General features: G+C 45.7%; 24 protein-coding genes. 6 read left to right on the top strand and 18 right to left on the bottom strand.

Features of this window, described 5'->3' with window-relative positions; translation table 11 throughout:
• Positions 1-58: 58 nt before the first annotated feature.
• The 7 genes from moaA to BTV98_RS01505 all read right to left on the bottom strand — a co-directional run bounded on the left by moaA (position 59) and on the right by BTV98_RS01505 (position 8,969).
• On the bottom strand, positions 59-1,174 hold the full coding sequence (gene moaA, locus BTV98_RS01535) for a GTP 3',8-cyclase MoaA (RefSeq protein WP_075102762.1): 1,116 nt from the start codon (positions 1,172-1,174) through the stop codon (positions 59-61).
• Between the two features lie 123 nt (positions 1,175-1,297).
• Positions 1,298-2,593: a gephyrin-like molybdotransferase Glp gene (gene glp, locus BTV98_RS01530; RefSeq protein WP_075102761.1), complete on the bottom strand. Its 1,296-nt coding sequence runs from the start codon at positions 2,591-2,593 to the stop codon at positions 1,298-1,300.
• A 66-nt stretch (positions 2,594-2,659) separates the two neighbouring features.
• Positions 2,660-3,358: a nucleotidyltransferase family protein gene (locus BTV98_RS01525; protein WP_058369278.1), complete on the bottom strand. Its 699-nt coding sequence runs from the start codon at positions 3,356-3,358 to the stop codon at positions 2,660-2,662.
• A complete protein-coding gene (locus BTV98_RS01520; RefSeq protein ID WP_058369277.1) occupies positions 3,355-4,683 on the bottom strand; it encodes an XdhC family protein in 1,329 nt (442 codons plus the stop codon). The genes BTV98_RS01525 and BTV98_RS01520 overlap by 4 nt, the downstream gene beginning before the upstream one ends.
• A 127-nt stretch (positions 4,684-4,810) precedes the next feature.
• Positions 4,811-7,306, bottom strand: coding sequence for a xanthine dehydrogenase family protein molybdopterin-binding subunit (locus BTV98_RS01515; protein ID WP_058369276.1), 2,496 nt, complete (start codon positions 7,304-7,306; stop codon positions 4,811-4,813).
• Positions 7,307-7,308: 2 nt separating this feature from the next.
• Positions 7,309-8,301, bottom strand: a complete 993-nt coding sequence (locus BTV98_RS01510; protein WP_058369275.1) for a xanthine dehydrogenase family protein subunit M — start codon at positions 8,299-8,301, stop codon at positions 7,309-7,311.
• On the bottom strand, positions 8,298-8,969 hold the full coding sequence (locus BTV98_RS01505) for a 2Fe-2S iron-sulfur cluster-binding protein (protein WP_058369274.1): 672 nt from the start codon (positions 8,967-8,969) through the stop codon (positions 8,298-8,300). The genes BTV98_RS01510 and BTV98_RS01505 overlap by 4 nt, the downstream gene beginning before the upstream one ends.
• A 463-nt stretch (positions 8,970-9,432) precedes the next feature.
• Here BTV98_RS01505 and pstS point away from each other — a divergent pair, with 463 nt between their 5' ends.
• The 6 genes from pstS (at position 9,433) to BTV98_RS01475 (ending at position 15,097) form a co-directional block, all read left to right on the top strand.
• Positions 9,433-10,599: a phosphate ABC transporter substrate-binding protein PstS gene (pstS, locus tag BTV98_RS01500; protein ID WP_058369273.1), complete on the top strand. Its 1,167-nt coding sequence runs from the start codon at positions 9,433-9,435 to the stop codon at positions 10,597-10,599.
• A gap of 209 nt (positions 10,600-10,808) precedes the next feature.
• A complete protein-coding gene (gene pstC, locus BTV98_RS01495) occupies positions 10,809-11,762 on the top strand; it encodes a phosphate ABC transporter permease subunit PstC (RefSeq protein WP_058369301.1) in 954 nt (317 codons plus the stop codon).
• A gap of 85 nt (positions 11,763-11,847) precedes the next feature.
• The gene (pstA, locus tag BTV98_RS01490) at positions 11,848-12,735 is read left to right on the top strand and encodes a phosphate ABC transporter permease PstA (protein WP_256713828.1); all 888 of its coding nucleotides are present in this window, start codon (positions 11,848-11,850) and stop codon (positions 12,733-12,735) included.
• Between the two features lie 251 nt (positions 12,736-12,986).
• On the top strand, positions 12,987-13,745 hold the full coding sequence (gene pstB / locus BTV98_RS01485) for a phosphate ABC transporter ATP-binding protein PstB (RefSeq protein WP_218612937.1): 759 nt from the start codon (positions 12,987-12,989) through the stop codon (positions 13,743-13,745).
• 98 nt (positions 13,746-13,843) lie between these two features.
• Positions 13,844-14,617: a phosphate signaling complex protein PhoU gene (gene phoU, locus BTV98_RS01480; protein ID WP_075102758.1), complete on the top strand. Its 774-nt coding sequence runs from the start codon at positions 13,844-13,846 to the stop codon at positions 14,615-14,617.
• Positions 14,618-14,719: 102 nt separating this feature from the next.
• Positions 14,720-15,097, top strand: coding sequence for an MliC family protein (locus BTV98_RS01475; RefSeq protein WP_075102757.1), 378 nt, complete (start codon positions 14,720-14,722; stop codon positions 15,095-15,097).
• Positions 15,098-15,286: 189 nt separating this feature from the next.
• Here BTV98_RS01475 and BTV98_RS01470 read toward each other — a convergent pair whose 3' ends face one another.
• The 11 genes from BTV98_RS01470 to betT all read right to left on the bottom strand — a co-directional run bounded on the left by BTV98_RS01470 (position 15,287) and on the right by betT (position 26,212).
• Positions 15,287-16,564, bottom strand: a complete 1,278-nt coding sequence (locus BTV98_RS01470; RefSeq protein WP_058369269.1) for a RidA family protein — start codon at positions 16,562-16,564, stop codon at positions 15,287-15,289.
• Positions 16,565-16,770: 206 nt separating this feature from the next.
• Entirely contained in the window at positions 16,771-17,370 is a 600-nt protein-coding gene (locus BTV98_RS01465; protein ID WP_075102756.1) for a HupE/UreJ family protein, read from the bottom strand.
• A gap of 95 nt (positions 17,371-17,465) precedes the next feature.
• Positions 17,466-18,104, bottom strand: a complete 639-nt coding sequence (ureG, locus tag BTV98_RS01460) for an urease accessory protein UreG (protein ID WP_058369267.1) — start codon at positions 18,102-18,104, stop codon at positions 17,466-17,468.
• A gap of 104 nt (positions 18,105-18,208) precedes the next feature.
• On the bottom strand, positions 18,209-18,931 hold the full coding sequence (locus BTV98_RS01455) for an urease accessory protein UreF (protein ID WP_256713812.1): 723 nt from the start codon (positions 18,929-18,931) through the stop codon (positions 18,209-18,211).
• Positions 18,906-19,484, bottom strand: coding sequence for an urease accessory protein UreE (locus tag BTV98_RS01450; RefSeq protein ID WP_058369266.1), 579 nt, complete (start codon positions 19,482-19,484; stop codon positions 18,906-18,908). The genes BTV98_RS01455 and BTV98_RS01450 overlap by 26 nt, the downstream gene beginning before the upstream one ends.
• A 21-nt stretch (positions 19,485-19,505) precedes the next feature.
• Positions 19,506-21,209, bottom strand: coding sequence for an urease subunit alpha (gene ureC / locus BTV98_RS01445; RefSeq protein ID WP_075102755.1), 1,704 nt, complete (start codon positions 21,207-21,209; stop codon positions 19,506-19,508).
• Positions 21,206-21,553: an urease subunit beta gene (locus tag BTV98_RS01440; RefSeq protein ID WP_075102754.1), complete on the bottom strand. Its 348-nt coding sequence runs from the start codon at positions 21,551-21,553 to the stop codon at positions 21,206-21,208. Before BTV98_RS01440 ends, ureC begins: the two co-directional genes overlap by 4 nt.
• Before the next feature lie 11 nt (positions 21,554-21,564).
• Positions 21,565-21,867: an urease subunit gamma gene (gene ureA / locus BTV98_RS01435; RefSeq protein ID WP_058369263.1), complete on the bottom strand. Its 303-nt coding sequence runs from the start codon at positions 21,865-21,867 to the stop codon at positions 21,565-21,567.
• 142 nt (positions 21,868-22,009) lie between these two features.
• Positions 22,010-22,915: an urease accessory protein UreD gene (locus BTV98_RS01430; protein WP_058369299.1), complete on the bottom strand. Its 906-nt coding sequence runs from the start codon at positions 22,913-22,915 to the stop codon at positions 22,010-22,012.
• Between the two features lie 421 nt (positions 22,916-23,336).
• Complete coding sequence (locus BTV98_RS01425; RefSeq protein WP_058369262.1) at positions 23,337-23,825, bottom strand: M48 family metallopeptidase; 489 nt, start codon at positions 23,823-23,825, stop codon at positions 23,337-23,339.
• Between the two features lie 341 nt (positions 23,826-24,166).
• On the bottom strand, positions 24,167-26,212 hold the full coding sequence (gene betT / locus BTV98_RS01420; RefSeq protein ID WP_075102753.1) for a choline BCCT transporter BetT: 2,046 nt from the start codon (positions 26,210-26,212) through the stop codon (positions 24,167-24,169).
• Positions 26,213-26,289: the final 77 nt, after the last annotated feature.

Below are 26,289 nucleotides of genomic sequence, written 5' to 3'. Positions count from 1 at the left end.
TCCTCAAAGATACAGTTTATGATTCAAATATAGATTTCATGATTAGAGTACAGTAATGCTAACCACCGATAATTGATAAGTTATGCATAATGCCGCTATTAGACTCATGCAAATGATGGTGCTCAGGCTTAATCGGCATAAAGCTATGTAGAGTCTCAACCAAACCTTGCACATCCCCTGTTTGCAGATGCTGACGAATATCATAGTTACCTTGGTCAAATAAGCACAGATGCACCTTACCTTGACTGCTTACCCGCAGACGGTTACAGGTCTCACAAAAATGCGCGGCATAAGGGGCGATCATACCGATGCGACCCACATAGTCTGGATGACTATACTCTACCGCTGGACCATCACTACTACCTCGTACGTGTGGTTGCCAGCCGTGCTCAGTCAGATAATCGATGATGGTATCGGAATGTGCATGCTGAGCAAAAAACAGATCACTATTATCACTGGTTTGCATAAATTCAATAAAGCGATACGTGACGGGCCTGTCTTTGACATAGTCGATAGCGTCCATCAAGTTTTCAAACGCGGTCTCTGCCATCAAAACACTGTTTATCTTTAGCTTGATATCCGTGGTATTTAATAAAATATCCATATCAGTAAGCAGCTGCGGTAACGTATTAAAGCCGGTCATCTTATGAAAGGTATCAGCATCAAAGCTGTCCATGCTGATATTCAACTGATTTAGTCCAGCGGCTTGCCAACTCGCTAGGTGTTTACCGAGTTTATAACCGTTACTGGTCATAGCGACAGTTTCGATACCTGATGTCTGTTTGATGGTTTGAATAATCTCAACCACATCACGGCGAATAGAAGGTTCACCACCCGTGATTCTCACCTTTTTGGTGCCGACTTGCGCAAACCCACGAATAATTGTCGCAATCTCAGGCACACTCAACTCATCATCAGGACGCTTGCCTTGATAACCGTTTGGTAGGCAGTATTCACAGCGAAAATTACAAAAATCAGTGATAGACAAACGCAGATAAGTCAGACGACGAGAGAAACCGTCCGTTAATGGCTGATAAGTATCAATCGTACTAGCAGCAGGTGCAGTTACAGATGACGCTCTATAACTATCAAACGTAGTATGTGCTGAGGTAGGCGAATATATCTGAGCACTGTCTATCAGAGCATTGCCTATTTTAGTATTATCATCATTCATAATTTACTGCCATCAGTATTACTGGTTATCAGCATTACTTTTTTATTCGAATTTATCAACCTATTGTAACGTTTATTTTGGGTTTTCTTGTAGTCATCTTATAGTAAATTGGCAAGTGCTTATTTAACGATGTAGCCAAGGAAAAGGCTGTACGGTCACGGTATCGCCCGCTGCCACATTGCCGCTGTCCTTATCTAACACAATAAAACAATTGGCATAGCTTAGCTGCTTGATTCTGTGTGATTGCTGACTTAAAAAGCACTCAACTTGATAACTACCTGCTGCATTTTGCGACAGTACACCGCGCTGAAAGTCTTTGCGACCGACTGATTTTTTAATGTTATTCATCAGTGTCGCTTTGAGGTTCAGCTGCATAGGCTGCTCTGACACGGCCGCCCCTGATAGTTGCCACAGTGCTGGTAACACAAACTGCAGCGCGCCTACTACCGTAGATAGTGGGTTGCCAGGTAAGCCGAAGTATAATACTGGTTTATCAAGTTCTTTGTTTAATTCACCAAACACAAAGGGCTTGCCGGGTTTCATCGCTACTTTATAATGGTTAATCTGCCCGAGCTGCTCGATGACGGTAGTCAAAAAATCATAATCGCCCACCGATACGCCAGCGGTCGAGATCAGCACATCACAGTCTTGCATAGCTGCACTGACAGCCGCAGTCGTCTTATCCAAATCATCGGGAATAATGCCGTAATCACGAATGGTAATGGGCAAATCTGCCAGCAGGCTCTTGAGAGTTGGGGTATTGGAATTATATATTTGTGCAAGGCTTGTGAGCTCATCACCTACAGCGACAAGCTCATCGCCAGTCGCAAGTAGTCCTACGATAAGTGGCTCAAATACTTTTACTTGGCTAATGCCTAAATTGGCAAGTAGGCTAATGTCAGCAGGGTTAATACGTTTGCCTACTTTTAAGACCGCTTCACCTGACTTAATCTCTTCACCTTGGCGGCGAATATTATTATTCACTTTGGCCGCTTGTGTGAGCGTTATCGCGTAAGTCTGCGACTTATCAACCGTGTCTTTTATCTCCGCAAAACTGGTGTTCTCTTGCATGATAACCGTATCACAGTCACTTGGCACGACTGCGCCTGTAAAGATACGTACGCCTTGTCCCGCTACAAGCTGACCCGTGTAAGCACTGCCCGCTTGCGACTCCCCAATGATGTCAATGGTGTCGTCTTTGGCAAGCACGCTGCCTTGAGCAATCGCATAGCCATCCATCGCAGAGAGGTTTTGTCTGGGTATATCAAAATTTGATTTGATATCTTCCGCCAGTATTTGATTGCGGCTATCCAATAGCTCACAATTATTGATGACTCTTTGTTGTAGAGGAAAGTCGTTATTGTTGTAATTGTCTATGCGCAGCTTTATCGCTGATTGCAATTCTTCCATAGTAATCATAAGGGTTACTCTTTCTTATTTATAATATTAAAGATCAAAAAACCGTGACGTAAAAATCACTCAATCTCAACTATCAAGCCATCTCTGTGCTCTAGCATGAGCAAGTTGACTTGGTGTGTCAATATCATAACTGAGTCGATGATTCTTTACGGTACTCATTTGATGAGGCGCCAGTCCTCTAATTAAGTGACGTAACCCTTTATCCCCTGTTAGCGATACTTGCCATTGCGTTAGTAGCTTGTAATCAATGACTAGAGGCAGTCCAATAATATTTTTGTTTGAGGGACTATTAGCGATACTTTCAACCAAATTTTGCTCATCACTCCAATTATTTGAACTGCTATATCTGCTAGCAACTACCCTCTGCGACCCTGCCAGCAAGACTTGCAAATGCTCTTTATTAAGAAGCACTTGATCAACGCCTATGATTAATACTCGGTCCACTGCCAAACTCTCGCGACTCTCTAACTCTTTTAACGCATCTATACCTAAATATAAACTGTGCGCCATACCGATTTTGGGTGCTGGATTTACAACCGTGTGAATAACAGCATGCTGTGCTGCCAACTTAGCCACCGCCTCTGCTATTAATGAATTATCCTCAGGAATAACTATGATAATAGCTTGCGGCTGAGTCGCTAATGCAATCTTGGTCATATAGCAGATTAAGGGTTCACCATCTTTGCGGAGGAGTTGTTTCGCTTCACCCAAACGCTGGCTTAATCCACTCGCTAGAATAATAGCGGCATGATTTTGAGTCATCATACGTGGCTCATCATAGTTACGTCCCTATTGTCTAAATCTACACATTTAGCTGGCGATACTTGATTATGCATGACCGCATTTATCTCTGCCATAATACCAAGTGCCAAGGCTTCAGGGCCATCACCACCTAACTTATAGCCGATAGGATAATGCAGTTTATTAATCCCTGCATTTAAAACATTAGGGTCAGCTTTGGTCGCACTAATCTCGTTAATTAAACGCTCGGTACGATAGCGCGGGCCTAATTGTCCAAGGTACTTATAATGATTGGCATGCTCTAGTAGGGTTGCAAGGCGAGTACGGTCTTGAGTCAAACTATGTGACATAAGCGCCACTGCCGCATTTTCACTTAGCGCCAGCAACTCATCTGTCGCATCAAGGGGCAACTGCGTCACCATATCTGTCTGAGAAAAACGTAAGCGAGTCGCGTACCTTGGACGACTATCTATAACTGTGACATGCCAATCTTGCATTTTTGCCATTGTCACCAGCGGCATGACATCATTGCCTGCCCCGCAAATCAGTAGACGTATCTGTGGCTGTATGCTTTGTACGAGCCACCCTGTTGCCAAGTTAGCGTTGTCACCATTGTTATCATTGTCATCACCTTTTACAACGATGTACTCGGCATTTTTATCGATAAGCTCGTGTTGTGCTAACTTTTTAACCGTATCTACGATCGCACTTGAAGTGTTAGCTCCAGCTTGATTTGACCCGTTATTGATACCGATGCTATCAGCGCCAATTGTGGTGATTTGTCCTGACTCAGTATAATTATCCAGATCAATACGCATACCGATTTTAAGTTTAGAGCTTGAATCTTGATGATTAGCAAAATGAATGAGGGTTGCAATTTTTTTTGGCTGCTGAGTTGTACGCACTTGCTGAACAGCAGTTAATAAAGACATGGCGGATGTCAGACGCTCAAACAATACATGTACACGCCCATTACAGCCTAGACCAAAATTCATTTCATCCATTTCATAGTATAAATCATCATGCGACTCGTCACTCACATCGTTTTGTGTCAGCTCAGAATCAGGTTTAGCCTTGCCATCCTCAGTATAGGCAATATCATCACCCGTTTGGTAGACTTGTACGCTTGCGCCATTACGAGTCAGCCAAAAGGCGCGTTTGATAATATGTGGCTCAAGACAGCCGCCACTAATCATCCCCACTGAACGCCCATCCTCTAAAATGAGCATCATAGCTCCAGCCCGGCGATATGCTGAACCTTCGGTACGAACCACCGTTACCAGTACAGCATCAACTTTTTGTTGCTGAGCCTCGCGTGCCAGCTTAAGAATGTCAGCGATTTGATTCATAACGCCTCTTGTTTTGCTTATGTTATAACTTGCTTGTGTTACAAACAGTTAGGTTGTAAAAACCCGCTACTTAAGCGGGTTTCTTTAATAAAGCAGTTTCTATTAAAAACGGTACTCGTATTTAAGATTACTCTGGCATCTCAGCAAGCAGCTTATCAAGCGTAATCGGAAAATCATAAACACGCACACCGACTGCATTATAGATGGCATTAGCAATGGCTGCCGCCGAACCTGAAATGGAGGTTTCTCCTATCCCTTTGATATGCATAGGGTTGGTATAGGGGTCATCCTCTTCTAACAAAATCACCTCCAACTGCGGTACGTCAGCATTGACGGGCACATGGTACTCGGCAAGGTCATGGTTACATAAGCGGCCATCATGCTTGTCATGAATAACCTCTTCCATCAAAGCAGAGCCAATTCCAAATATCATACCGCCATAACACTGTGAAGTTGCCAACTTATGGTTGAGAATACGTCCTGCTGCATACACGCCAGTCATACGTTTGACGCGAATCTCACCGGTGACTTTATGTACCGCAACTTCAGCAAAGTTGGCTCCAAACGAGGCTTGGCGATGGTTTTTTTCATTTTTTCCTGGTTTGATTTGGCCTTTGGCGCTGATTTCTTGCTCGTCAAACTCAGCGATGATATCGGCTAGTGCATAGGACTGATCACTACTGAAGTCATATTGCTCGGTTGCTGTTTTTAGCTTTGATGCCGATTCTGGCAGCGGTATACCCGTTTTCTCTGACGCTTTTTCTGCCAAATCTACGGCTTTATCTACCAAGCCTGAGACTTTATTAGCCAATTTTTCATCAACAAGCTCTGTAACTTTTTCTTTCCCCGCATCGATAGCCGCTTCTGTCTTGCTAGACTCATGCTCACCTGATTTTTTAATTTGACCGTTATCTATACGAATGGTATCGGTATGTAGACCTACTTTTTTGGCTAATATGGCGCGTAACTGCTCACAAGCCAAATAAACCCCACTACCAGCACTGGCCGCGCCAAAACTACCGCCAGAACCTGATGCTGGTGGCAAATCACTGTCGCCAAGTTTCATCTCGATGTGATCGATAGGCAGACCCAGTAAGTCGGCTGCGACCTGAGTAAAGACGGTATAAGAACCTGTCCCAATATCTGTCATATCAGTTTCGATAATGGCTTTGACGCCAAGCTCTTTTGAGCCATCTACTTGTAGTATCGCCCGCGCTTCAGAGGGTTGTAACGTGTTACCACGAGAGGTGCCAGACATACCGGTACCTATCCACCAGTCGCCTTCTAGTCGGCTGGCAGGTTTGGGATTATGCTGATCCCAACCAAATGCTTCAGCGCCTTTTTCCATACAGGCGACCAGCTGACGTGTGGAGAACGGAATCTCTTTGCTGGGGTCTTCTTCAGGTTCGTTCCGGCGGCGCAGCTCAATAGGATCCATCTCAAGCTTGTTCGCCAGCTCATCCATCGCACACTCAACAGCAATCATACCCACCGCTTCACCAGGAGCACGCATAGAGCCTGATAATACGTGATTCATATCCACCATCTGATAGCTGACGCGGCGATTCTCTCCACGATACAAGAAGTGAGTGGATAATGCTGTTGGTTCAAAGAACGCCTCGCCTGGCAAATTGCTGGTCGTGGTATCGTGAATAAAGGTATTAATAATACCGTCTTCATTACAACCAATAGCAATACGCTGACGAGTGTTTGAGCGTCTTATCGTCGCCTCCATCACTTGCGGACGCGTCATAGTAATCAGCACCGGACGACCGACTTCTTTAGAAGCAATAGCGGCAGCAATAGATTCTGGTGCAATACCAAGCTTACTACCAAAACCGCCGCCCACATAATATGAGATCAGCTCGACTTGATCTTTATTCAAATCTAATGCGTCCATCACTTGCTGCTTACAAGAGGCGATCATCTGGTTTGAAGTGTACAAAACCAGCCTATCATCTTCCCAATGTGCCAAAGTAACGTGCGGTTCCATCGGTGAATTGCTCTGACTTGGAGTATGGTACACACTATCAAGGGTGACAGCTGAATCAGCAAGGCCTTGTTCTGGGTCACCGTGCTTAGCATTCTTATCCGAACCCTTTTTCTCATTTACCTCGTGGGCGTTAGGTAGCTCTTTAGTAAAATCCAAAGCCGCTTGGTCGGTTTCATCTTTATAAGTGACTTTAAGCGCCTTGGCACCTTCTGTCGCTGCTTCAAAAGTTTCAGCGACAACCACTGCGATGGGCTCGCCATGATAAAAAACCTCGCTCACACCCTGAGTCGGTGCTTCGGTCTCACCGCCTTGCTGTGAGTTACGTAAGAAGCGCTTAGGGTCGGTGACGACTTTAATAATACCTGGAATATCTGCAATCGAGTCGCTATCGATTTTTTCAACTTTTCCTTTTGCGATGGTCGAGCTAACCAAGACACCATACACTTTATTGTCTAATTGAATCTCTGCCGAATAATGGGCCTGACCGCTAACCTTTAACGAGCCCTCGACGCGGTTAATGGGTTTACCCACCAAATTACTTGCTGTTTTGTCGAATAATGTTTCAACAGGCTCATTCATTTTTTCTTTATTGGTAAGCTCTGACGGTAATACTGAATCTAATAATGACATGATTATGCTCCCTCGCCCGCTAGTGCACGCTTAATGACTTGTTTTAGCAAACGGCGTGTTAGTGGTATTTTGAAATCGTTTTGACCACTACCTTTAGCATTTTTTAACAACAAATCTGCTGCCTGCTTGATAGTGTCATCGTCACCCTGCGTATCCGTCAGTAAATCTTCCACGTCTTCATTGCGCCATGGCTGAGTACCAATACCACCAAATGCTAAGCGTACTGTCGCCAAATTGCCATTATCATCAGCGTCTATCACAGCTGCACACGATACCAGCGCAAAAGCGTAAGAGGCGCGGTCACGCACTTTGTCATAAGTGTGCATACCTTTAATAGGCGCTGGCAGCACGACATGTGTGATAAGCTCGCCCGACTCTAAAACGTTTTCGATATGGGGGGTGTCCTTTGGCAGACAATAAAAGTCTTTTATTGGAATCTGCCGGGTCGAGCCATCGGTTTTGGCAGTCTCAATCGTTGCATCAAGCAGACGCATAGCGACTGCCATATCAGATGGGTGCTGAGCAATACAAGCGTCACTTGTGCCTAAAATTGCAAGGGAGCGGTTCTCACCATTAATTGCAGGGCAGCCGGTGCCGGGTTCACGCTTATTACAAGGGCTATCGGTATGATAAAAGTAGTAGCAGCGCGTACGCTGTAAAAAGTTACCGCCAGTCGTCGCTTTGTTACGCAGCTGTCCGGTTGCTCCAGCTAAGATAGCCCGCGACAATACTGGGTAGTTTTCAATAACGGTAGGATGCGCGGCCAGATCGCTATTGCTCACTAAGGTTCCGATACGTAGGCCGCCATCAGCAGTGTCTTCAATCTGTTCAAGCGCTAAGCGTGTCACATCAACCAGCTTGGTTGGCGTTTCAATCTCAAACTTCATTAGATCGAGTAAATTGGTACCGCCTGCGATAAATGAAGCCTCTTTAGGAGTAGCAAACATTACCGCTTGCTGCGGTTCGAGGGCACGGATATATTCAAAGCGTTTCATGAGCGGCCTCCTGCTGTGCTACTGGCAGTTTTATTATGGTTTACTGATTGGTTACCAAGTTGGGACTGACTGGGCGGCGGTGACCAAATACCTGTTACTGCCGAGTCTTGCAGCGAACTTGTAGTCGTCTCTTCACTAGAAGAAGCACGCTTACCTGACACTTCACTCTTAAGCACTTGTGAGATGGCATCCACGATGTTTGGGTAAGCAGAACAGCGACAAATATTACCGCTCATACGCTCAGCGATCTCTTGGACTAATAACCCATTCGGGTTTTTGAGATCTGTCGTCACATAGCTTGGCCAGTTTTGTTTCACCTCTTCTATTAAAGCAGTCGCTGAACAGATCTGCCCTGGCGTGCAATACCCACACTGAAAGGCATCATGATCTTTAAAGGCTTGTTGCAAGGCTGATAACGATTCAGGCATGCCGATGCCTTCGATAGTGGTAATCTCATCACCATCGTGCATGACGGCTAAGGTCAAACAGGAATTGATGCGCTCACCATTGATGAGCATCGTACAAGCACCGCACTGACCGTGGTCACAGCCTTTTTTGGGTCCGGTAATTTGCAAGTGTTGGCGACAGACATCGAGCAATGTCGTGCGCGGATCGAGATTATCAAGCTGATAATCCTGCTTATTTATCGTTAACGTCAAAGTAGACATGCTGGCTTCTCGCTGGCAGATGATAAGAATTTGCGGATGATTTTTTATCCATCCATCTAGTTATTTAGTATTGATTATTTAATATTAAGACGTATTGAACATTTAACTTTGACATTACCACAGACTAGTTTTATGCCTTTAATATGCGCTAATGTCATCATTAATATAGAAAAATACAATCAAAACAATCTATACATTAATATGCTCAGCAAAACTTACGATATTGTTTTTTTGTAGTAGGATATTGTTTTTTTGTAGTAGATAGGCAAAAAATGTTAACACTAAAGCAAATACTCCTCTCCTTCATCTGTGCTTACAAAATTAAAATATCACTGCTAACAAGATAAATTTCCTATTGTCATCAAACTGTCATGAAAGATTGGCAAACTACCACGCATCTCACAGGTAGTCGTTTTTGCTTTGTTTTCAAATTTGTGTTGTTGTCAAACTTTAGGAGTCCTACATGCGTTATTCGTTATTAGCAGTCGCCGTTAGTTGCACCTTAGTACTCACCGCTTGTAATAAATCCACCGACCCTGCAGAGTCAGCAGCGCAGAGTAACACCAGCGCGGTGACAGTGGCCGAAACCACCAGCACAGCGACATCTTCTCCAGCAAGCGATTTTAAATCAGCTGAAAACATCGCCATGAACATCACTGGTGCTGGCGCGTCGTTCCCGCAGCCTATCTATGCCAAATGGTCATATGACTACAATGCCGCGACTGGCGGTCAGGTCAACTATCAGTCTATCGGCTCCTCAGGTGGCATCAAACAAATCCAAGCAAAAACCGTCGACTTCGGTGCGTCCGATGCCCCCATGACTCCTGAAGAGCTGGACGCGGCAGGTCTTATTCAGTTTCCAACCGTCATCGGCGGCGTGGTACCGATTGTCAATATCGATGGCGTGGGGCCAGGTGAGCTAAAGCTGGACGGCGCAACCCTAGCCGATATCTATCTGGGCAAAATTAGCAAATGGAATGACCCTGCTATCACCGCCATGAACCCAGATTTGACCCTGCCAGATGCTGCCATTACCACCGTGTTTCGCTCAGATGGCTCAGGCACGACCTTTAACTTCACCGATTATCTGGCGAAGGTTTCAACTGACTGGAAAGACAGCGTGGGTGTCGATAAAACCGTCAAATGGCCAACCTCTGCCACAGGGGCAGGCGGCAAAGGCAACGAGGGCGTATCAAGCTACGTCAACCGTATGAAAAACGCTATCGGCTACGTCGAGTATGCCTATGCCAAGCAAAACAACATGGCGCATGCCGCACTAAAAAACGCAGCGGGTAACTTCGTGCAGCCATCCGCTGAGACCTTTGCCGCGGCAGGTGACATCGATTGGTCACAGCAAGCAGGCTTTTACAAAGTCATCACCAACTCTGAGACTGAGCAAGCGTGGCCCATCGCTGCTGCTACCTTTATCTTGGTACACAAGCAGCCAGAAAACCCGCAGCAAGTGGCTGGCGTGTTGAACTTCTTTGATTGGGCGTATGCCCAAGGTGATGATAGTGCCATGGCGCTTGATTATGTGCCTTTCTCTGATACCGCAGTGGCACTGTTTAAAGACAAGTGGAATGAAGTCAAAGGCCATGATGGTCAACCTGTCTACACCCCAGCTCAGTAGTTTGTCTATATATGTATAGCAGCACTTGTGAGCCCCTTTGAGACACCTATTCTCCGGTGGTTGTCTCAAAGGTTTTATCACAACAAATTTAAAAATAGCGTCATTAATGACCGTTAATAGCGCCCTTTATTAAGATTTAGTTTGTTGTGATAAGACCTGATGAGTCTTTTAAAGATTTTGATTTAACATTATTTAATGCTGAGACACTTATGAATGATTTAAGGTCGCAACTGGCAAAACAAAAACGTTACGATGCACTATTTGTCAATGCCACCAAGGCGTTTGCCATCCTCGTGCTGCTATCATTGGGCGGTATTTTGCTCTCTTTGATCATTGGCGCTTGGCCGAGTATTCAAGCATTTGGTCTGGGGTTTTATACCAGTAATAACTGGGATACGGTCGCCAATGAGTATGGTGCGCTGGCGCCTATTTATGGCACGCTGGTGACTTCGTTTATCGCCATTTTAATCGCTGTACCCGTCAGCTTTGGCATTGCGATATTTTTGACTGAGATGTGTCCAAACTTTTTAAAAAAGCCCCTTGGCATCGCCATTGAGCTGCTGGCAGGTATCCCCTCTATCATTTACGGTATGTGGGGGTTGTTTGTATTTGCGCCCTTCTTTGGCGATCACATTCAGCCGTGGTTTATCGAGCATATCGGCCCACTGCCTATCATTGGTAAGCTGTTTACCGGTGCGCCAATGGGATTGGGTATGTTTACCGCCTCCTTGGTACTTGCCATTATGATTATTCCTTTTATCGCCGCCACCATGCGTGATGTTTTCTCTGTGGTGCCAGACCTGCTCAAAGAATCAGCTTATGGCATGGGTGCGACCACTTGGGAAGTGATGTTTAAGATTATCTTGCCCTATACCAAGGCAGGTGTGGTCGGTGGGGTTATCTTGGGGCTGGGTCGGGCGCTGGGCGAGACCATGGCCGTGACCTTTCTTATTGGTAACGCCTTTAATATCAGTCCAAGTCTGTTTACCTCTGGCGTCACCATTACTTCAGCGCTGGCCAATGAGTTTGCCGAAGCCTCTAGTGAGCTACATCTGGCCTCGCTGCTGCACCTTGGCCTCATACTATTTATCATCACCTTTATTGTGCTATCGCTGGCTAAGCTCATGCTGATGCGTATGGATCAAAAAGCAGGCAACCGCTAATACATAACGACATACAGACGATAGCGATATACAGGCTGACAAAAAATCTTGAAAAATGGAAATGAGTTTTATGCCTACTAATGCGATGCACTCAGCGTTACCTGCGCAGACTGGCTTTGATAGCCGCTACGACAAGCGTCTTTATAACAAACGGCGCTGGGCCAATAAGCTGGGTTTGGGTTTTGCCATATCGGCGATGGTATTTGGCTTGATTTGGCTGTTTTGGATACTGGTGACGCTGTTTGTCGAAGGCTTTCAGGGCATGGTGCAAATGCCTATCTTTACTGCCGACACTCCGCCGCCGATGAGCGAAGGCGGCCTACGCAACGCCATTGTCGGCTCGGTGATGTTGGCGTTTTCAGGATTGTTTATCGGCGCGCCCATTGGCCTGATGACAGGGATTTATTTGTCTGAGTTTGCGCAAGGCAGCCTGCTTGGCAAAGTGACGCGCTTTTTAAATGACATTTTGCTCTCTGCCCCCTCGATTGTCATTGGTCTGTTTATTTATGCCTTGATGGTTAAAGGTCAAAGCTTCTCTGGGTGGGCAGGCGCATTAGCATTGGCACTGATTGTGGTGCCAGTGGTGGTACGCACGACAGAAAACATGCTCAATCTGGTACCCAATAGCATTCGTGAAGCGGCCTATGCACTGGGCACGCCGAAGTGGAAGATGGTCACGCAAGTGACGATTAAGGCGGCTCGAGCGGGGCTGACCACTGGTGTGCTGTTGGCCTTTGCCAGAATCACTGGTGAGACCGCGCCATTGCTATTTACAGCATTGAATAATCAATACTTTAGTACCGATATGGGCGAGCCGATTGCCAACTTGCCGAACACTATTTATCAGTTTGCCATGAGTCCTTATGATAATTGGCATACACTTGCATGGGCCGCTGCATTGCTGATTACTGCTTCGGTATTGGTACTAAATGTATTGGCAAGGTTTATCGGTGGTCGCAGCTCCAGCAAATAGTAGCCAGAGTAGATAACGCCTACCGCCAAATCACTTTATATATAGCAGTTACTTAAATTTATATTCATCAAGCTAGGTTGGATAACATTATGAATGACGTCATCAGCAAAACGCGTAGCACAGCAGATAGCAACAACTTTGATACGAGCACAGCCAGCTTATTAAACAGACCGATGGCGACGACCACGCAACTGTCGCAGCCAGATGCGGCAAACTTAACCAAGCAAACACAGCATGATATTCCCAAAGACATGCCAGCAGCGAAGATGCAAATTCGTGATTTAAGCTTTTATTACGGGGATTTTCAGGCACTTAAAAACATCAATATCGACATTCCTGATAAAAAAGTGACTGCTTTTATCGGGCCATCCGGCTGCGGCAAGTCAACCCTGCTACGTACCTTTAACCGTATGTATGATTTATATCCTGGCATGCGTGCAGAAGGCAGTATCAACCTCGATGGCAAAAATATCCTGGGCAAAGACATCGATGTCAACCTGCTACGTGCGCAGGTCGGTATGGTATTTCAAAAGCCGACGCCGTTTCCGATGTCTATCTATGACAATGTCGCCTTTGGTGTGCGTCTTTATGAAAGACTAAGCAAAGCTGAGCTGGACCATCGGGTGGAATGGGCGCTAAAAAAATCGGCACTATGGCCGGAGGTAAAAGACAAGCTCAAAGCCTCAGGTTTGTCGCTATCAGGCGGGCAGCAGCAGCGTCTGTGCATCGCTCGTAGTGTCGCTACCAAGCCTGAAGTGCTACTGCTCGATGAGCCAACTTCGGCGCTTGACCCAATCTCGACAGGCGCCATCGAGGATTTGATTGAGGATTTAAAAAACGACTATACCATCGCCATCGTCACTCACAACATGCAGCAGGCGGCGCGAGTGTCAGACTACACGGTCTATATGTATCTGGGCGATATGGTTGAGATGGGCGAGACCGATCAGATATTTACCACGCCTACGCAAAAAGCCACGGAAGACTACATTACGGGTCGTTATGGCTAACGCTGTACAGATTAAAACTATCGTTAATTTTTAATAACAACAATACAGCTATGCTAGCAGCACGCCGTTAATATACAGATATTCAGGGAATACCTCTTATGCAAAGTGACAAGCATATCTCCAAAAGTTTTGATCAAGATTTGGATGAAGCCATTCGTCTGTTTTTGGTGATGGGCGACCATGCAGCCAGCCAAGTTGCCAAAGCCATTCACGCACTTATTGACAAGGATGACACACTGGCGCAAGAAGTCATCGAGATGGATTTTGATATCAATCGGCAGGAAGTCGAGCTCGATGAGCATATCTTATTATTGGTCGCCAAGCGCCAGCCTGCGGCCGGTGACTTGCGTTTGGTGATGTCCATCAGTAAAGGCGTGGTGGATCTGGAGCGCATCGGTGATGAAGCGGTCAAAATCGCCAAAATGGCCAATAAGCTCGCCGCCCAAGGCAAATCAGCGTATGGCTATGCCGAAGTGCAGCATCTGAGCAATCAAGTACGTCTGATGCTGCACAATGCGCTAGAGGCTTTTAGTCAGTCCAATGCTGAGCAGGCGTTTGAGGTAATGCGCAATGATGATGTGGTCAATGAGGAGTATCAGTCGGCGATTCGTGCCTTGATGACTTATATCATGGAGGACGCGCGCCACGTCTCCAAGGTCATCAATATCGTGTGGGTGTTGCGCGCGCTTGAGCGGATTGGTGATCATGCACAAAATATCGCCGAGCTGGTCATTAACTATATTAGCGGCCAAGATGTACGCCACTCTGACTATGCACTGGTCGAAAAAGCGGTGCAAGAAGCCAATGATCGGATGGCGGCGCGTCAAACTGATAACGTGGTAGCGGCAGATATTAATGCACCCAATAATTGATGCGCTAAATAATAATAGCGACTGATAAAATAGCCGCCACATATTGTAAGATACGCCTCGCATTGCTACTCTTATCAGCTACTAGCACTATCGAGGAATATCATGAAAAAATTACTGGTTGTAACCCCTACTATTTTATTATTAGCAGCATGTGCGACTAATGCACCAATAAACAACGCTCATAGTGGACATAAACCTCAAATACAAAAATCTTATGCTTTTAGCTGTGAAGATAATAGTAAAGTGACTGCTATTTATTCAGCGAATGGTAAAGTGGCTAATTTAAGCTTGACGCTGCCCAAACTTGGTACAAAAAATCAAAGAGTAAGTCTTAAACGAGCAGTATCGGGCTCTGGTGCGCGCTACATTAAAGAATCAAGCTCTAAAGCCAGCTATGAGTGGCATACCAAAGCCAATCGCGGCGTTCTGAGTATCCGCTCAGTAAACGATCGTAAATACAGCATTACTTGCCAACTATAAAAGCCACACTGTCTCTTTTTAAACAGTTCCTTTTTTAAATAGCACCCCTTTTAATTAACGTTTTTTCTAAGTAAACTTTCTTCCTATTGTTAGGAAGATCTAAAAAAAGTGCCAGTTATTGAAATGACTGGCACTTTTTTATTAAGAAATCTAACGTCTACTAAATAATAATGGTAATACTCGCTACCATTATGACGCTGGTGGCGTACCTTCAGCGTTGGATACAACAGTATCAATCTGTATCAATGCGTCCATCGGAATAGCAGCGACGCCAATCACCGTCCTAGCTGGCAAGTCGTTGTCAAAAAAGGTTTTGTATACCTCATTAACCGTATCGATATCCTTGATATTGTTGAGTTGAATGGTCATTTTTACCACATCATCCATCACATGAGCGGTACTTTCTACAATGGCTTTGATATTTTCTAAACATTGCTTGGTCTGCGCCTTTATGTCACCGTCAATTAGTTTGCCGGTTTCAGGATTGATAGGTAATTGACCTGAGAGATGGTTGTAATGAGAGAATGCCACCGTTTGCGTTGATAGCGGGCTCTTTGGTGCTTTATCAGTGTTATTCGCTTTAATAGTGATACCATGTTTATCTTCCGTGGCTTGGGGCGGTGTGCCGTCTCCATGAGACACGATTGCATCAACCTGCACCAAGGCATCTAGCTGCAAATCTGACGCTATAACTATCGTCAAGGCAGGTAAGTAGGCAGGATCACCAGTACTGGTTGTCTCTGGAAAAAATGTTTTATAAACATCATTTACTGCGTCTACATCGGCCACGTCTTTTAAAAAGATATTTACTTTGACAATTTCTTGAAGAGGAACATCAATACTATCTAAAATCGCTTCAATATTTTGTAGACATTGCTGTGTCTGCTCTTTGACACCACCAGCGACCAGCTCACCAGTTTCAATATCAACAGGTAATTGCGCTGAGATATTATTGTAATGTGAAAAAGCAATGGTATGCGGAGATACTGAATCCTTTGGAACATTTTCATTGTTTCTTGGTACCTTTACCAGCTCAACTGGCGCTTGCGGATACGTGCCTTCTCCATTTGATATGACAGCATCCATTTGTACTAAGGCATTATCTATTGGCAATTCTGCAACTGCTATGACTGTCCGTGTCGGCAGATAACCTTGGAAAAATGCTGGATAAATCGTATCTATGTCTTTAATGTCAGCGATATTTTTTAAAAATATATTAATTTTAATCACATCATTCATATCATGATCGATGCTTTCTACAATAGTTTTGATGTTTTTTAGGCATTGTGCGGCCTGCACTTTTATATCGTTCGCGACCAAAGCGCCAGTAGTAATATTCACAGGCAGTTGTGCTGAGATATAGTTGTAATGCGAAAACGCGACAGTTTGGGTAGAAAGTGAGTTTTGCGGGGCAATGTCCGTGTTTCTTGATACTTTTATGATAGTGTCATTAGTAGTGTCGTTCATATCGGTATTCCCTATTTGATATGTGTTTTTATATGAATCTCAGTTTAAAAAAGCAGTATCGTATGCCACTAAAAGCTAGTGTCGGCGTAAAATCAGATACTTAAACTCAAAAAGCCGCAAGAAATCTGTGCGGCTTTTTAGATTTATCATGATAACTGGGTTGCAGCACTAGTAGAGACTAGCTAGTGAAGATCAGCTAGTAGCGATTAGCCAGCAGCCAATACTCCACCAATGACAGCAACCACGCCGCCTAATGCACGAGTAATACGGTTATCGGCTTTGAGCATCGCTGTGCCTAAACCGCGACCCACAAAGGTAATCGCTAAAGTTGCGACCACAAAGCCTGCCATATAAAGCAGCAAGCTTGAGCCTTGGGTCATCTCAGTGCCGTGAGCATAACCGTGGGCGACCATAAACAACGCAACCAAACTGCCGCCAACAGCCGTCGGCAGTTTTGCGAGCGTCGCAATTAGTACACCGACTAGCAATACTGACATGGCAATGCCTGTCTCTATCCCAGCCAGACTGACACCAGCCCAAGCAAGGCCTGCGCCCGCTATCATGCCACCAACCACAAACAAAGGCGTGCCACGTTTCATCGTGGTATTTTGACGGATACTCCAAAAACCAATCGCACCCATGGCTAATAAGTGGTCCAGACCCATCAATGGATGTAATAAACCGCTAAGAAAACCATTGCTCACATGTTCACCATGGCCAGGGTGGGCAACGGCTAAAGTGGCCGTCAGCATCAGCCCAATGGTCATTAATAGTTTCACCGCTGGCAACTTGGTCATTTTATTCATGGTGTTCTCCCTCTGTTCTTTTTGTTTATTGTTAACTGGTATACAACTGTTTTTTATATCTTACTTGTACTATAAAAGCGTTTAAGCACTGATAGTTAAGCATCAGCGCTTAGCTTTCCAGGACGACGCTCAGGTAACATGCCCTGCTTTAAAATAAAGCTAATGATTTCTTCTACGCCCACACCGTCGTATAAGTTAGTAAATATAAAAGGACGCTCGCCGCGCATCTTTTTCGAGTCACGTTCCATCACATCTAGGGAGGCATGTACATATTCAGCGATGTCAATTTTATTGATAATCAATAAATCTGATTTGGTAATCCCTGGGCCACCTTTACGAGGGATTTTGTCACCAGCAGCGACATCGATGACGTATAAAGTTAAATCAGACAGCTCTGGGCTAAAGGTCGCGGCTAAATTATCGCCACCAGACTCTACCAACACCAGCTCTAGATTAGGATGACGCGTTTGCAAATCATCAATCGCAGCAAGATTCATAGAAGCATCTTCGCGGATAGCCGTGTGCGGACAGCCGCCTGTTTCTACGCCGAGAATACGGTCAGCCGGCAAGGCGTCGTGCTTAAGTAAAAAATCAGCATCTTCACGGGTGTAGATGTCGTTGGTGACCACAGCGATGTCATAGTGATCTTTTAAAGCACTACATAACTGGCGTAATAAGGCCGTTTTGCCAGAACCAACTGGCCCACCGACCCCTACTCGTAAACAATGTTTCATGGCTATCTTTCCTTATATATTGTTAGTCAAAGCGATCATAAAAAACGAAGTTGTTATAAAATTAAAGCGATCGTAAAATAGAAATGGTTGCAAAATAAAAACAATTAGCTTCTGAATAATCTAGAATATTGGGTTTCATGTTGGGCACTACCGAGTGCTAAGCCCGGTAAAATCGGACCCAACTGCTCATCGGTTAAAGCCAGCGCAGTATCGACAGCAGCGACCAGTTGCGGGCGTAGTTGCTCGTTTAAACGCTGCGCGGCAGTATGACCAAGGGGCATCGCTTTACAGGCGACTGCTAGTTGGTTTTCCAGCCAGCCCCAAGCAAAGCCGAGTAGACTTTGGCGTATCGGCACGTGGCGTTGATGGGCCGTCCAAGCAAAAACCGTCACATAACCGGGCTCTTCTGGTAGCTTGGCATGACCTAAGGCTGTCTGCGGCTGCAACTCTAAACTGTTGAGCAAGCGCATCAGTGCTTGTCCCAAACGTATGTCTTCGTCGCTCAGCTCAGCAGTCTCACGGTTGGCATGTATCCAATCATTCCAAAAGGTAAGACCTTCACTATCCCCATTCTCCCAGCAGGTTTGCAAGCGTGCCAGCACTGGCAATTCGCAGCGAGACAAGCCATCGTCAAGTACGCCCTCTAACCACTCGCCAAGCTCAGTCTCATTACATACCCAGCCAAGCTCAAATGCACTCTCTAGGCCTTGCGACCAAGCAAATGCACCGATTGGCAATGCAGGGCTAATCAGTTGCATCAGTCCCAGCAGCGCCAAATCGCTGGTTGCGTTTGGCTGTACGTCAGTGTGCATGGTTATGGTCGTCATGATGGGAATGTCCATGGGCATGATTGTGTTCGTGAGAGTGGTCATGCGCGTGTTCGTGGGCATGAGAATGGGCGTGTGCATGTTCATGGGAATGAGAGTGTTCACGGCCAGCTTGCGCATAAGCCCCAGACTCTGGATCAAATGGCGCTTGATGATGGCTCAAGGTTGCTCCTAGCAGAACTGCCAATTCTTCTAACACGTGATCTGGCGGGAACCGCACCCAATGACGCCCATCTTCGTCGCTACCAAGGGCGAGCGATACATGACGATTACCCAAATGATAACTTAGCCGTCCCAGCGCTAAGCCGCCCTCAACATAAGCGGTAGTGACTGGCTCATCAGCGGCGCATACTTGGATGATCTCGCCGCTACTCGCTTGTAGTAAATCACCATGACGCAGTACCGGACCACGATCAAGGAACAAACCAACATCAAGGCCGCTATCAGTCACCGCCTTTAACCGGCCACGTATGCGTAGCTCATAAGGTAGCGTCAGGGTGTCGTGTACATCGGCCTGAGTGCTGCCGTCGATTCTTTTTATTAATTCAAGCATATTAATATCCTTACAAGCGCTCTAAAACAAATGATAACGTTGGGCTAATGGTAATTCAGACAATGGCTCACAAGTCAGTAACTCGCCATCTGCACGAACTTCATAGGTTTGTGGATCCACTGTCAACTCTGGACAAGCGTCATTAAGCTTCATATCGCTCTTACGCATTTGGCGGACATTTTTACACGCAACCAGTCTACTCTTTAGACCAAGCTTTTCTTCTAGTCCCGTATTCATAGCCGCTTGACTGACAAAAGTAATTCGTGTTGCGGCAGCGGCACGACCAAGCGCACCAAACATACGGCGATAATGCACAGGTTGCGGCGTAGAAATAGCCGCATTAGGATCACCCATCGCAGCACCTGCTATCATGCCACCTTTGAGGATAATTGATGGCTTAACCCCAAAAAAGCCCGGCTTCCACAATACCAAATCCGCCAGCTTATCCACTTCGATAGAACCAACTTCATGACCAACGCCGTGAGTGATTGCTGGATTAATAGTGTATTTGGCAATGTAGCGCTTCACACGGAAGTTATCCGTCCCGCGTTCTTTATCTTCTGGTAACAGGCCACGTTGTAGACGCATTTTGTGCGCAGTTTGCCAAGTACGGCACACCACTTCACCAATACGGCCCATCGCTTGTGAGTCAGATGAAATCATCGAAATCACACCCATATCATGGAGAATGTCTTCGGCAGCAATAGTCTCGCGGCGGATACGCGAATCGGCAAAGGCGACGTCTTCTGGGATACTTGGGTCTAGATTATGGCACTCCATCAACATATCGAGATGCTCATCAACGGTATTAATCGTATAAGGGCGTGTCGGATTGGTAGATGATGGTAAGACGTTGGGCAGGCTACAAGCGACGATAATATCGGGCGCATGACCACCACCAGCGCCTTCAGAATGGTAGGTATGAATACAGCGATCTTTAAATGCCGCTACCGTATCTTCTACAAAGCCTGACTCATTTAAGCTATCGGCATGAATAGCAATCTGTATATCGTAGCGATCGGCCACATCTAAGGCATTGCTTATAGAGGCTGGAGTCGCGCCCCAATCTTCATGGATTTTTAGACTCATTGCGCCCGCTTCTACTTGTTGCACCAGCGCTTCAGGAGTACTGGCACTACCTTTACCAAGAAAACCAATATTAATGGGCAAGTCATCCACGGCCTGCATCATTTTGCCCAAATGCCAAGGACCTGGAGTATGAGTGGTCGCGATTGAGCCAGTCGCTGGTCCCGTACCGCCGCCAATCATAGTCGTCAAGCCACTCATTAATGCTTCGTCCACCTGTTGCGGACAAATATAATGCACATGAGTATCGACCGCACCTGCTGTCAAAATTTGACCTTCACCAGCGATGATTTCGGTACCAGGGCCAATGACGATATCGACATCAGGCTGGGTATCAGGGTTACCGGCTTTTCCGATAGCAGCGATGCGGCCATTTTTTAGACCCACATCGGCTTTCACGATACCCCACCAGTCGATAATGATAGCATTGGTAATGACAGTATCCATCACAGCATCGTCGCAGCGCTGACTTTGACCCATACCATCACGAATCACCTTGCCACCACCGAACATGACTTCTTCGCCATAATGCGTGTAGTCTTTTTCTATCTCGATCCACAGCTCAGTATCGCCTAAACGAATTCTATCGCCGGTCGTTGGACCATACATATCTGCATAAGCTTGGCGAGTAATTTTCATGAGTTCGCTCCTGAGTCTGAGTTTTGGTTCTGACCCTGATCTAAGGGACCCATTACTTCACCGCGGAAACCATAAATATGGCGTAAGCCTGAAAAAGGAATAAGGGGTACATCACGGTGTTGACCCGGCTCAAAACGTATCGCCATACCTGCCGCAATCGCTAAGCGGTGTCCATACGCTTTTTTACGGTCGAAATCTAAAGCTGCGTTGGTCTCGGCAAAGTGATAGTGAGAGCCGACTTGGATAGGACGGTCACCCGTGTTTGCGACGTTGATAGTGATAGGTTCACGATCGGCACATAGCTCAATGTCATCACTCTTTAGCTGATGTTCACCAGGAATCATAGCAAGTCTCCTCAGACAATAGGGTTATGAACGGTCACAAGCTTTGTGCCGTCGGGAAAGGTTGCCTCAACTTGCAGGCTTTCGATCATCTCAGCGATGCCATCCATAACGTCATCTCGAGTAAGGATTTCGCGCCCGGCACTCATCATTTCTGCCACAGTACGGCCTTCACGCGCACCTTCCATAATGGCGCAACTGATCAGCGCTATTGCTTCAGGATAATTCAGTTTGAGGCCTTTAGCTTTGCGGCGCTCAGCAAGTAGCCCTGCAGTAAACAATAGCAATTTATCTTTGTCTCTTGGCGTTAATTCCATCGCTGACTCCTTCTTATATTATGGTTATCGTTATTGTTTTATTAAAAGCCTATGTCATTAGAAGGCTTATGTTATTAATTATTAATAAATAGACAGATAAAAGCGTTTGGCAGCCCCCAAGCAAATGCTTGGGCACCAATCGTTAAGTCAACCAAATTCGTGGTGTGATGGCTTTGTTTCCGGTCAGTCGCGGACGTAGCACTTCTCGCGCTTGCTGGAATAACTCCCACGCTTCGTTACGCTCTACGCCTAAATAGCGTAGCAGCAATACGCCACGACGATAGGTAACTGCCCAGTGATCGGCAGCGGGTATATGCTCACGTAGTGCAGTGATGGCCTCTAGCGGATCGTCCATTCCAACCGCCCATAATGTCGCATGCACAGTGGCGCCGCCCTGCCCCCACATGCCAGCGAATCTGGGATGATCTGGATCTATGCATTGGCGCTCTATCCATAATGGACGACCATTACGAGTAAGTTGAAAACGCTGTTCGAGGCGACCACTGACGAAAGGCAGCTTGCTGGCAGGGCGACCAAGACCAAGAATCTCCCATCCCAAGCATTTAGCGTTGTCTTCTAAATCAATAATGATGGTCTGCTCGCCGCGAGAGCCATTAAAAGCGAGCGTTTCTTGTGGTAGCCATTCTAAAGTAGCGTCATTAGCAATTTTTAGATAGGTATGCTGATTCCAAGCAACGCCATTGCTATCAGCTTTATAAAGCTTATTGGCAGCAGTTGTCGTTAGCAAAGTATGCGCGTTTGACGCTACAGTAACATCGATGTTGAGCGTATCACCGCTAGCGATACCACCAGGCGGATGTAGCAGATAGACATGACAGCAACCATCGCGACCCTCAGGGTAGAATGGTCTTTGGACACGTAAGGGACCATAATGGCGCGCTATATTCATACGAGTGATATGGGTATCACCATCAGCATGAGCCCCAAACCCCAACGTCAAAAATGCTGCCCAATGACGGTTGGCATCGAAGTGGTGTCCGGAGTTTTTGGCAATCTGTTGTATGGTAGAACTATCGGATAATGTCATCATTCCATCAATTCCCTTTTTATAAACCCAGCGCGACATATATCGCTGAATCGTCACCTAATCGTCCTGATAGGCAGGTAATGAACTTAAGCAAAATGATCAAAATCGTTCACGTGCGCAGGTAAGGTTGACAACACTGGCTTAACAGCCATTAATGAATGTCAAAGTATAGGCATTGATTGCCTCAAAACTGTAAAGTAATAATCGTCAGATCAAACATCAAAATATTAGATATATCCTTTAGTATGTTTTGGCGTTGATTATTCTATGCGTAAAAAACGCTTATGAAATAGCCTATACTCTATAATTTTTATAGGCCATTCGTATAGGCTTGTCAAGATAATACTGGGAATATAGCGAAGGGTAAACTATGGTTGAATCTAAGTCATATCAATGAGTTAAATCCGTACAATTAATCAAATCACAACTCACGCCAGTGCAACCACAAGCGTGTGTCCAACTCCAACTGACGATAATCTGGCTCCATGTGACAGCATAATTGATAAAATGCTTTGTTGTGCTCATGCTCCTTAAAATGCGCCAATTCATGCACGACGATCATGCGCAAAAACTCAGGCGGTGCTTCTTTAAATAAGCTCGCTACCGTAATGCTGTTATGGGATTTTAGCTTACTACCTTGGACGCGAGACTGCGTGGTATGAACCCCCAGCGCCTGCTTGAGGACTTTTAATTTGCTGCTATAACTGACATTCGATAGCGGTCCAATCTTGCGCATAGACTGGTTTTTTATGTCGTTTATGTATTGATACAGCGCCTTGTCGCTTTGCACTTGGTGGCGATTGGGATATTTGCTTTCTAGATAATCGCCCAGCCTGCCCTCACTGATGAGCCGAGCCGCTTGGCTTTGGATGTGCTCAGAATAATGAGCGATGTATTTGAGTGTGGTCACAAATTTATCCTTTGCTGATATAAGGTATGTCCTAGTTAAAACACCTTGAAAATACCTTAAAAACGCTACGGTACTGCTGGTATAATTTTTTTGTAGCCTCTGTCTGCGTAGGCACAGCAAGCGAAAAAAATTATACCAGCAGTATATGATGTATAGATATCACTTTTCACTGACTATACTTTAAAACTTGTCTCTATAGATTTTACTCTATCCTTCCTATCTACCTATCGTCAGTTCATAAATAAACCCCATAAGCTAACTGTAACTTATGGGGTCATATAAAAGACAATCTTGTCACGGCATCTAGCCAGTTAACATCTGGTTATTCAACATCTAGATAATTAACGCTCTAAGTGTAAATACTGCAGATGGCACTCGTACTGATGCAGAATATCGACCAGTACTTGCTCTTTGGTATAGCCAACCAAGTCGTACTCCTGCGAGCCATCACTTAAGAATACTTCAGCACGGTAATAAAACTCAGCATGCTTGGTTGAGGTATTCAGCGTAAAGTTCGGACGCTCAGCTTTGATGAGATTGACTTCATACACAAAGTCATCTTCATCACCATGACCGACGCGCAGCTTGATACCATCTATCTGACCATCATCTTGACCCTTACCAGCATCTATACTTTCACTGATATTATCAAGATTACGGATATCTAGAGAAGTGTTAAGACCGCCCGCTTTCAGCTCTTTTTCAACCTCGCTCATCGCTGGCATGACAGTATTCTGCAAAAACCTTTCCACTTGTGCGTGCCCAGGGAAGCTAACGATACGTTGCAGACGCGCTTTCCAGCTCTTACCGCTATCGAGCACGTTTGCAGTGCCAACCGTACTGGCTTTGCGCTTATTGCCCTCTTCTTTTAGCGATTTCCACATTGACATCATGTAGAGCACCAAGATAAGCGAGAATGGTAAACCTGCGATCACAGACACAGACTGCAATGAGGCAAACCCGCCTGCAAACAATAGGCCCAAAGTAATCAAACCCGTTGCTGACGCCCAAAACAAACGCAGCCAAACTGGCGCATCAGTATCATTGGTCATGCCTCTTGAGCTTAAATTTGCGAGTACTAGAGCGCCTGAGTCCGCTGAGGTTACAAAGAACACTAAGCCAATAACTACGCCTGCGAATGATAAAATATCACTGTAAGGAAAGTACTCAAACAAAGCAAACATACCCATCGCTGCATCATTAACAGCAATTTCACCAAGCTCGGTGGCGCCATTAGCCACTAAGTCTATCGCTGAGTTACCAAAGATCGAGAACCAAGCAAAGATAAAGCCCAGCGGTATAAACATCACGCCAAACACAAACTCACGCAAGGTACGGCCACGGCTAATACGCGCGATAAACAAGCCGACAAAGGGTGCCCAAGCGACCCACCATGCCCAGAAAAATATCGTCCAGCCTGATTTCCAGTCGGCACCAGCGCTGCCGTCATAAGCATAGACATCGAATGTTTTGAAAACGATAGTTTGGAAATATTGACCGATACTTTGGGTAAAGGTATTGAGCAAGTACACGGTATTACCCATCACGAGTATCGCGATCAATAGCAATATTGAAGACAGCATATTAAATTCAGATAGACGGCGTACCCCTCTTTCTACGCCCGTCATCGCAGAGATAGCCGCCGCAGCGACCACGCCCAAGATAATCAGGCTCTGCACCATTTTGCTAGAATCGATACCGAAGACATGCGTCAAACCCGCATTGGCCTGTAACACGCCGATACCTAAGCTGGTCGCAATCCCCATCAGCGTACAGACGACACCAAAGGTATCGATACCATCACCGAGCCAGCCTTTGATTAACCGTTCGCCAAAGACTGGAGTCAGTGGTGAGCGTAGCGCTAACGGCATGTTTTTACGATAGGCAAAATAAGCCAAGGCCATACCGATGAGGGCGTAAATCCCCCAACCATGTAGACCCCAATGTAAAAAGGTCTGCGACAGTGCTTCACGCATGGCCGCCTCACTACCAGGCTCAAGCCCCGTATGCGGAGTGAGATAATGCATCAACGGCTCAGAGGCACCAAAAAACAATAAATCGATGCCGATACCAGCAGAAAACAGCATCGCCGCCCATGCTAAAAAGGGAAACTGGGCTTTTTCGTGGTCTTGCCCCAGCTTGATATCGCCGTATTTTGAAAATCCTACAAATAAGGCAAATATACTATAAGCGGCAACCACCAGCATGTAATACCAGCCAAAGCTCTCTGATACCCATGCCATGCTCGCGCTTAATAATGCCTCACTATAATCTGGCAAGGCAATCGTCCAGATAATCAATAAAATAGAAATAATCGCTGAGCCTAAAAAAACCGTCTTATTTAGACTCAAGGGTTTCGTCGCATCTTCTGATGGCGAACTGTACATAAAAGACCTCAATAGGTAAATGAAACACCGTCTAATATTGCTTTGTCCGTTATAAACTGACGAATCATCGCCACATT

Source organism: Psychrobacter sp. Cmf 22.2, from assembly GCF_001921745.1.
Classification (GTDB): Bacteria; Pseudomonadota; Gammaproteobacteria; order Pseudomonadales; family Moraxellaceae; genus Psychrobacter.
The sequence above is the reverse complement of the archived record's forward strand: the minus strand, read 5'-3'. Positions and strand labels throughout refer to the sequence as shown.

Excerpts from the sequence above, each read along its gene's own strand:
- pstB (WP_218612937.1), top strand. The coding sequence starts at position 12,987 with ATGCCAGCAGCGAAGATGCAAATTCGTGATTTAAGCTTTTATTACGGG.
- betT (WP_075102753.1), bottom strand. The coding sequence starts at position 26,212 with ATGTACAGTTCGCCATCAGAAGATGCGACGAAACCCTTGAGTCTAAAT.
- BTV98_RS01525 (WP_058369278.1), bottom strand. The coding sequence starts at position 3,358 with ATGATGACTCAAAATCATGCCGCTATTATTCTAGCGAGTGGATTAAGC.
- BTV98_RS01505 (WP_058369274.1), bottom strand. The coding sequence starts at position 8,969 with ATGTCTACTTTGACGTTAACGATAAATAAGCAGGATTATCAGCTTGAT.
- BTV98_RS01470 (WP_058369269.1), bottom strand. The coding sequence starts at position 16,564 with ATGAACGACACTACTAATGACACTATCATAAAAGTATCAAGAAACACG.
- pstS (WP_058369273.1), top strand. The coding sequence starts at position 9,433 with ATGCGTTATTCGTTATTAGCAGTCGCCGTTAGTTGCACCTTAGTACTC.
- BTV98_RS01440 (WP_075102754.1), bottom strand. The coding sequence starts at position 21,553 with ATGATTCCTGGTGAACATCAGCTAAAGAGTGATGACATTGAGCTATGT.
- ureC (WP_075102755.1), bottom strand. The coding sequence starts at position 21,209 with ATGAAAATTACTCGCCAAGCTTATGCAGATATGTATGGTCCAACGACC.
- pstC (WP_058369301.1), top strand. The coding sequence starts at position 10,809 with ATGAATGATTTAAGGTCGCAACTGGCAAAACAAAAACGTTACGATGCA.
- BTV98_RS01430 (WP_058369299.1), bottom strand. The coding sequence starts at position 22,915 with ATGACATTATCCGATAGTTCTACCATACAACAGATTGCCAAAAACTCC.
- phoU (WP_075102758.1), top strand. The coding sequence starts at position 13,844 with ATGCAAAGTGACAAGCATATCTCCAAAAGTTTTGATCAAGATTTGGAT.
- BTV98_RS01520 (WP_058369277.1), bottom strand. The coding sequence starts at position 4,683 with ATGAATCAAATCGCTGACATTCTTAAGCTGGCACGCGAGGCTCAGCAA.
- BTV98_RS01475 (WP_075102757.1), top strand. The coding sequence starts at position 14,720 with ATGAAAAAATTACTGGTTGTAACCCCTACTATTTTATTATTAGCAGCA.
- BTV98_RS01455 (WP_256713812.1), bottom strand. The coding sequence starts at position 18,931 with ATGACGACCATAACCATGCACACTGACGTACAGCCAAACGCAACCAGC.
- BTV98_RS01515 (WP_058369276.1), bottom strand. The coding sequence starts at position 7,306 with ATGTCATTATTAGATTCAGTATTACCGTCAGAGCTTACCAATAAAGAA.
- ureG (WP_058369267.1), bottom strand. The coding sequence starts at position 18,104 with ATGAAACATTGTTTACGAGTAGGGGTCGGTGGGCCAGTTGGTTCTGGC.
- BTV98_RS01450 (WP_058369266.1), bottom strand. The coding sequence starts at position 19,484 with ATGCTTGAATTAATAAAAAGAATCGACGGCAGCACTCAGGCCGATGTA.
- pstA (WP_256713828.1), top strand. The coding sequence starts at position 11,848 with ATGCACTCAGCGTTACCTGCGCAGACTGGCTTTGATAGCCGCTACGAC.
- BTV98_RS01510 (WP_058369275.1), bottom strand. The coding sequence starts at position 8,301 with ATGAAACGCTTTGAATATATCCGTGCCCTCGAACCGCAGCAAGCGGTA.
- moaA (WP_075102762.1), bottom strand. The coding sequence starts at position 1,174 with ATGAATGATGATAATACTAAAATAGGCAATGCTCTGATAGACAGTGCT.
- glp (WP_075102761.1), bottom strand. The coding sequence starts at position 2,593 with ATGATTACTATGGAAGAATTGCAATCAGCGATAAAGCTGCGCATAGAC.
- ureA (WP_058369263.1), bottom strand. The coding sequence starts at position 21,867 with ATGGAATTAACGCCAAGAGACAAAGATAAATTGCTATTGTTTACTGCA.
- BTV98_RS01465 (WP_075102756.1), bottom strand. The coding sequence starts at position 17,370 with ATGAATAAAATGACCAAGTTGCCAGCGGTGAAACTATTAATGACCATT.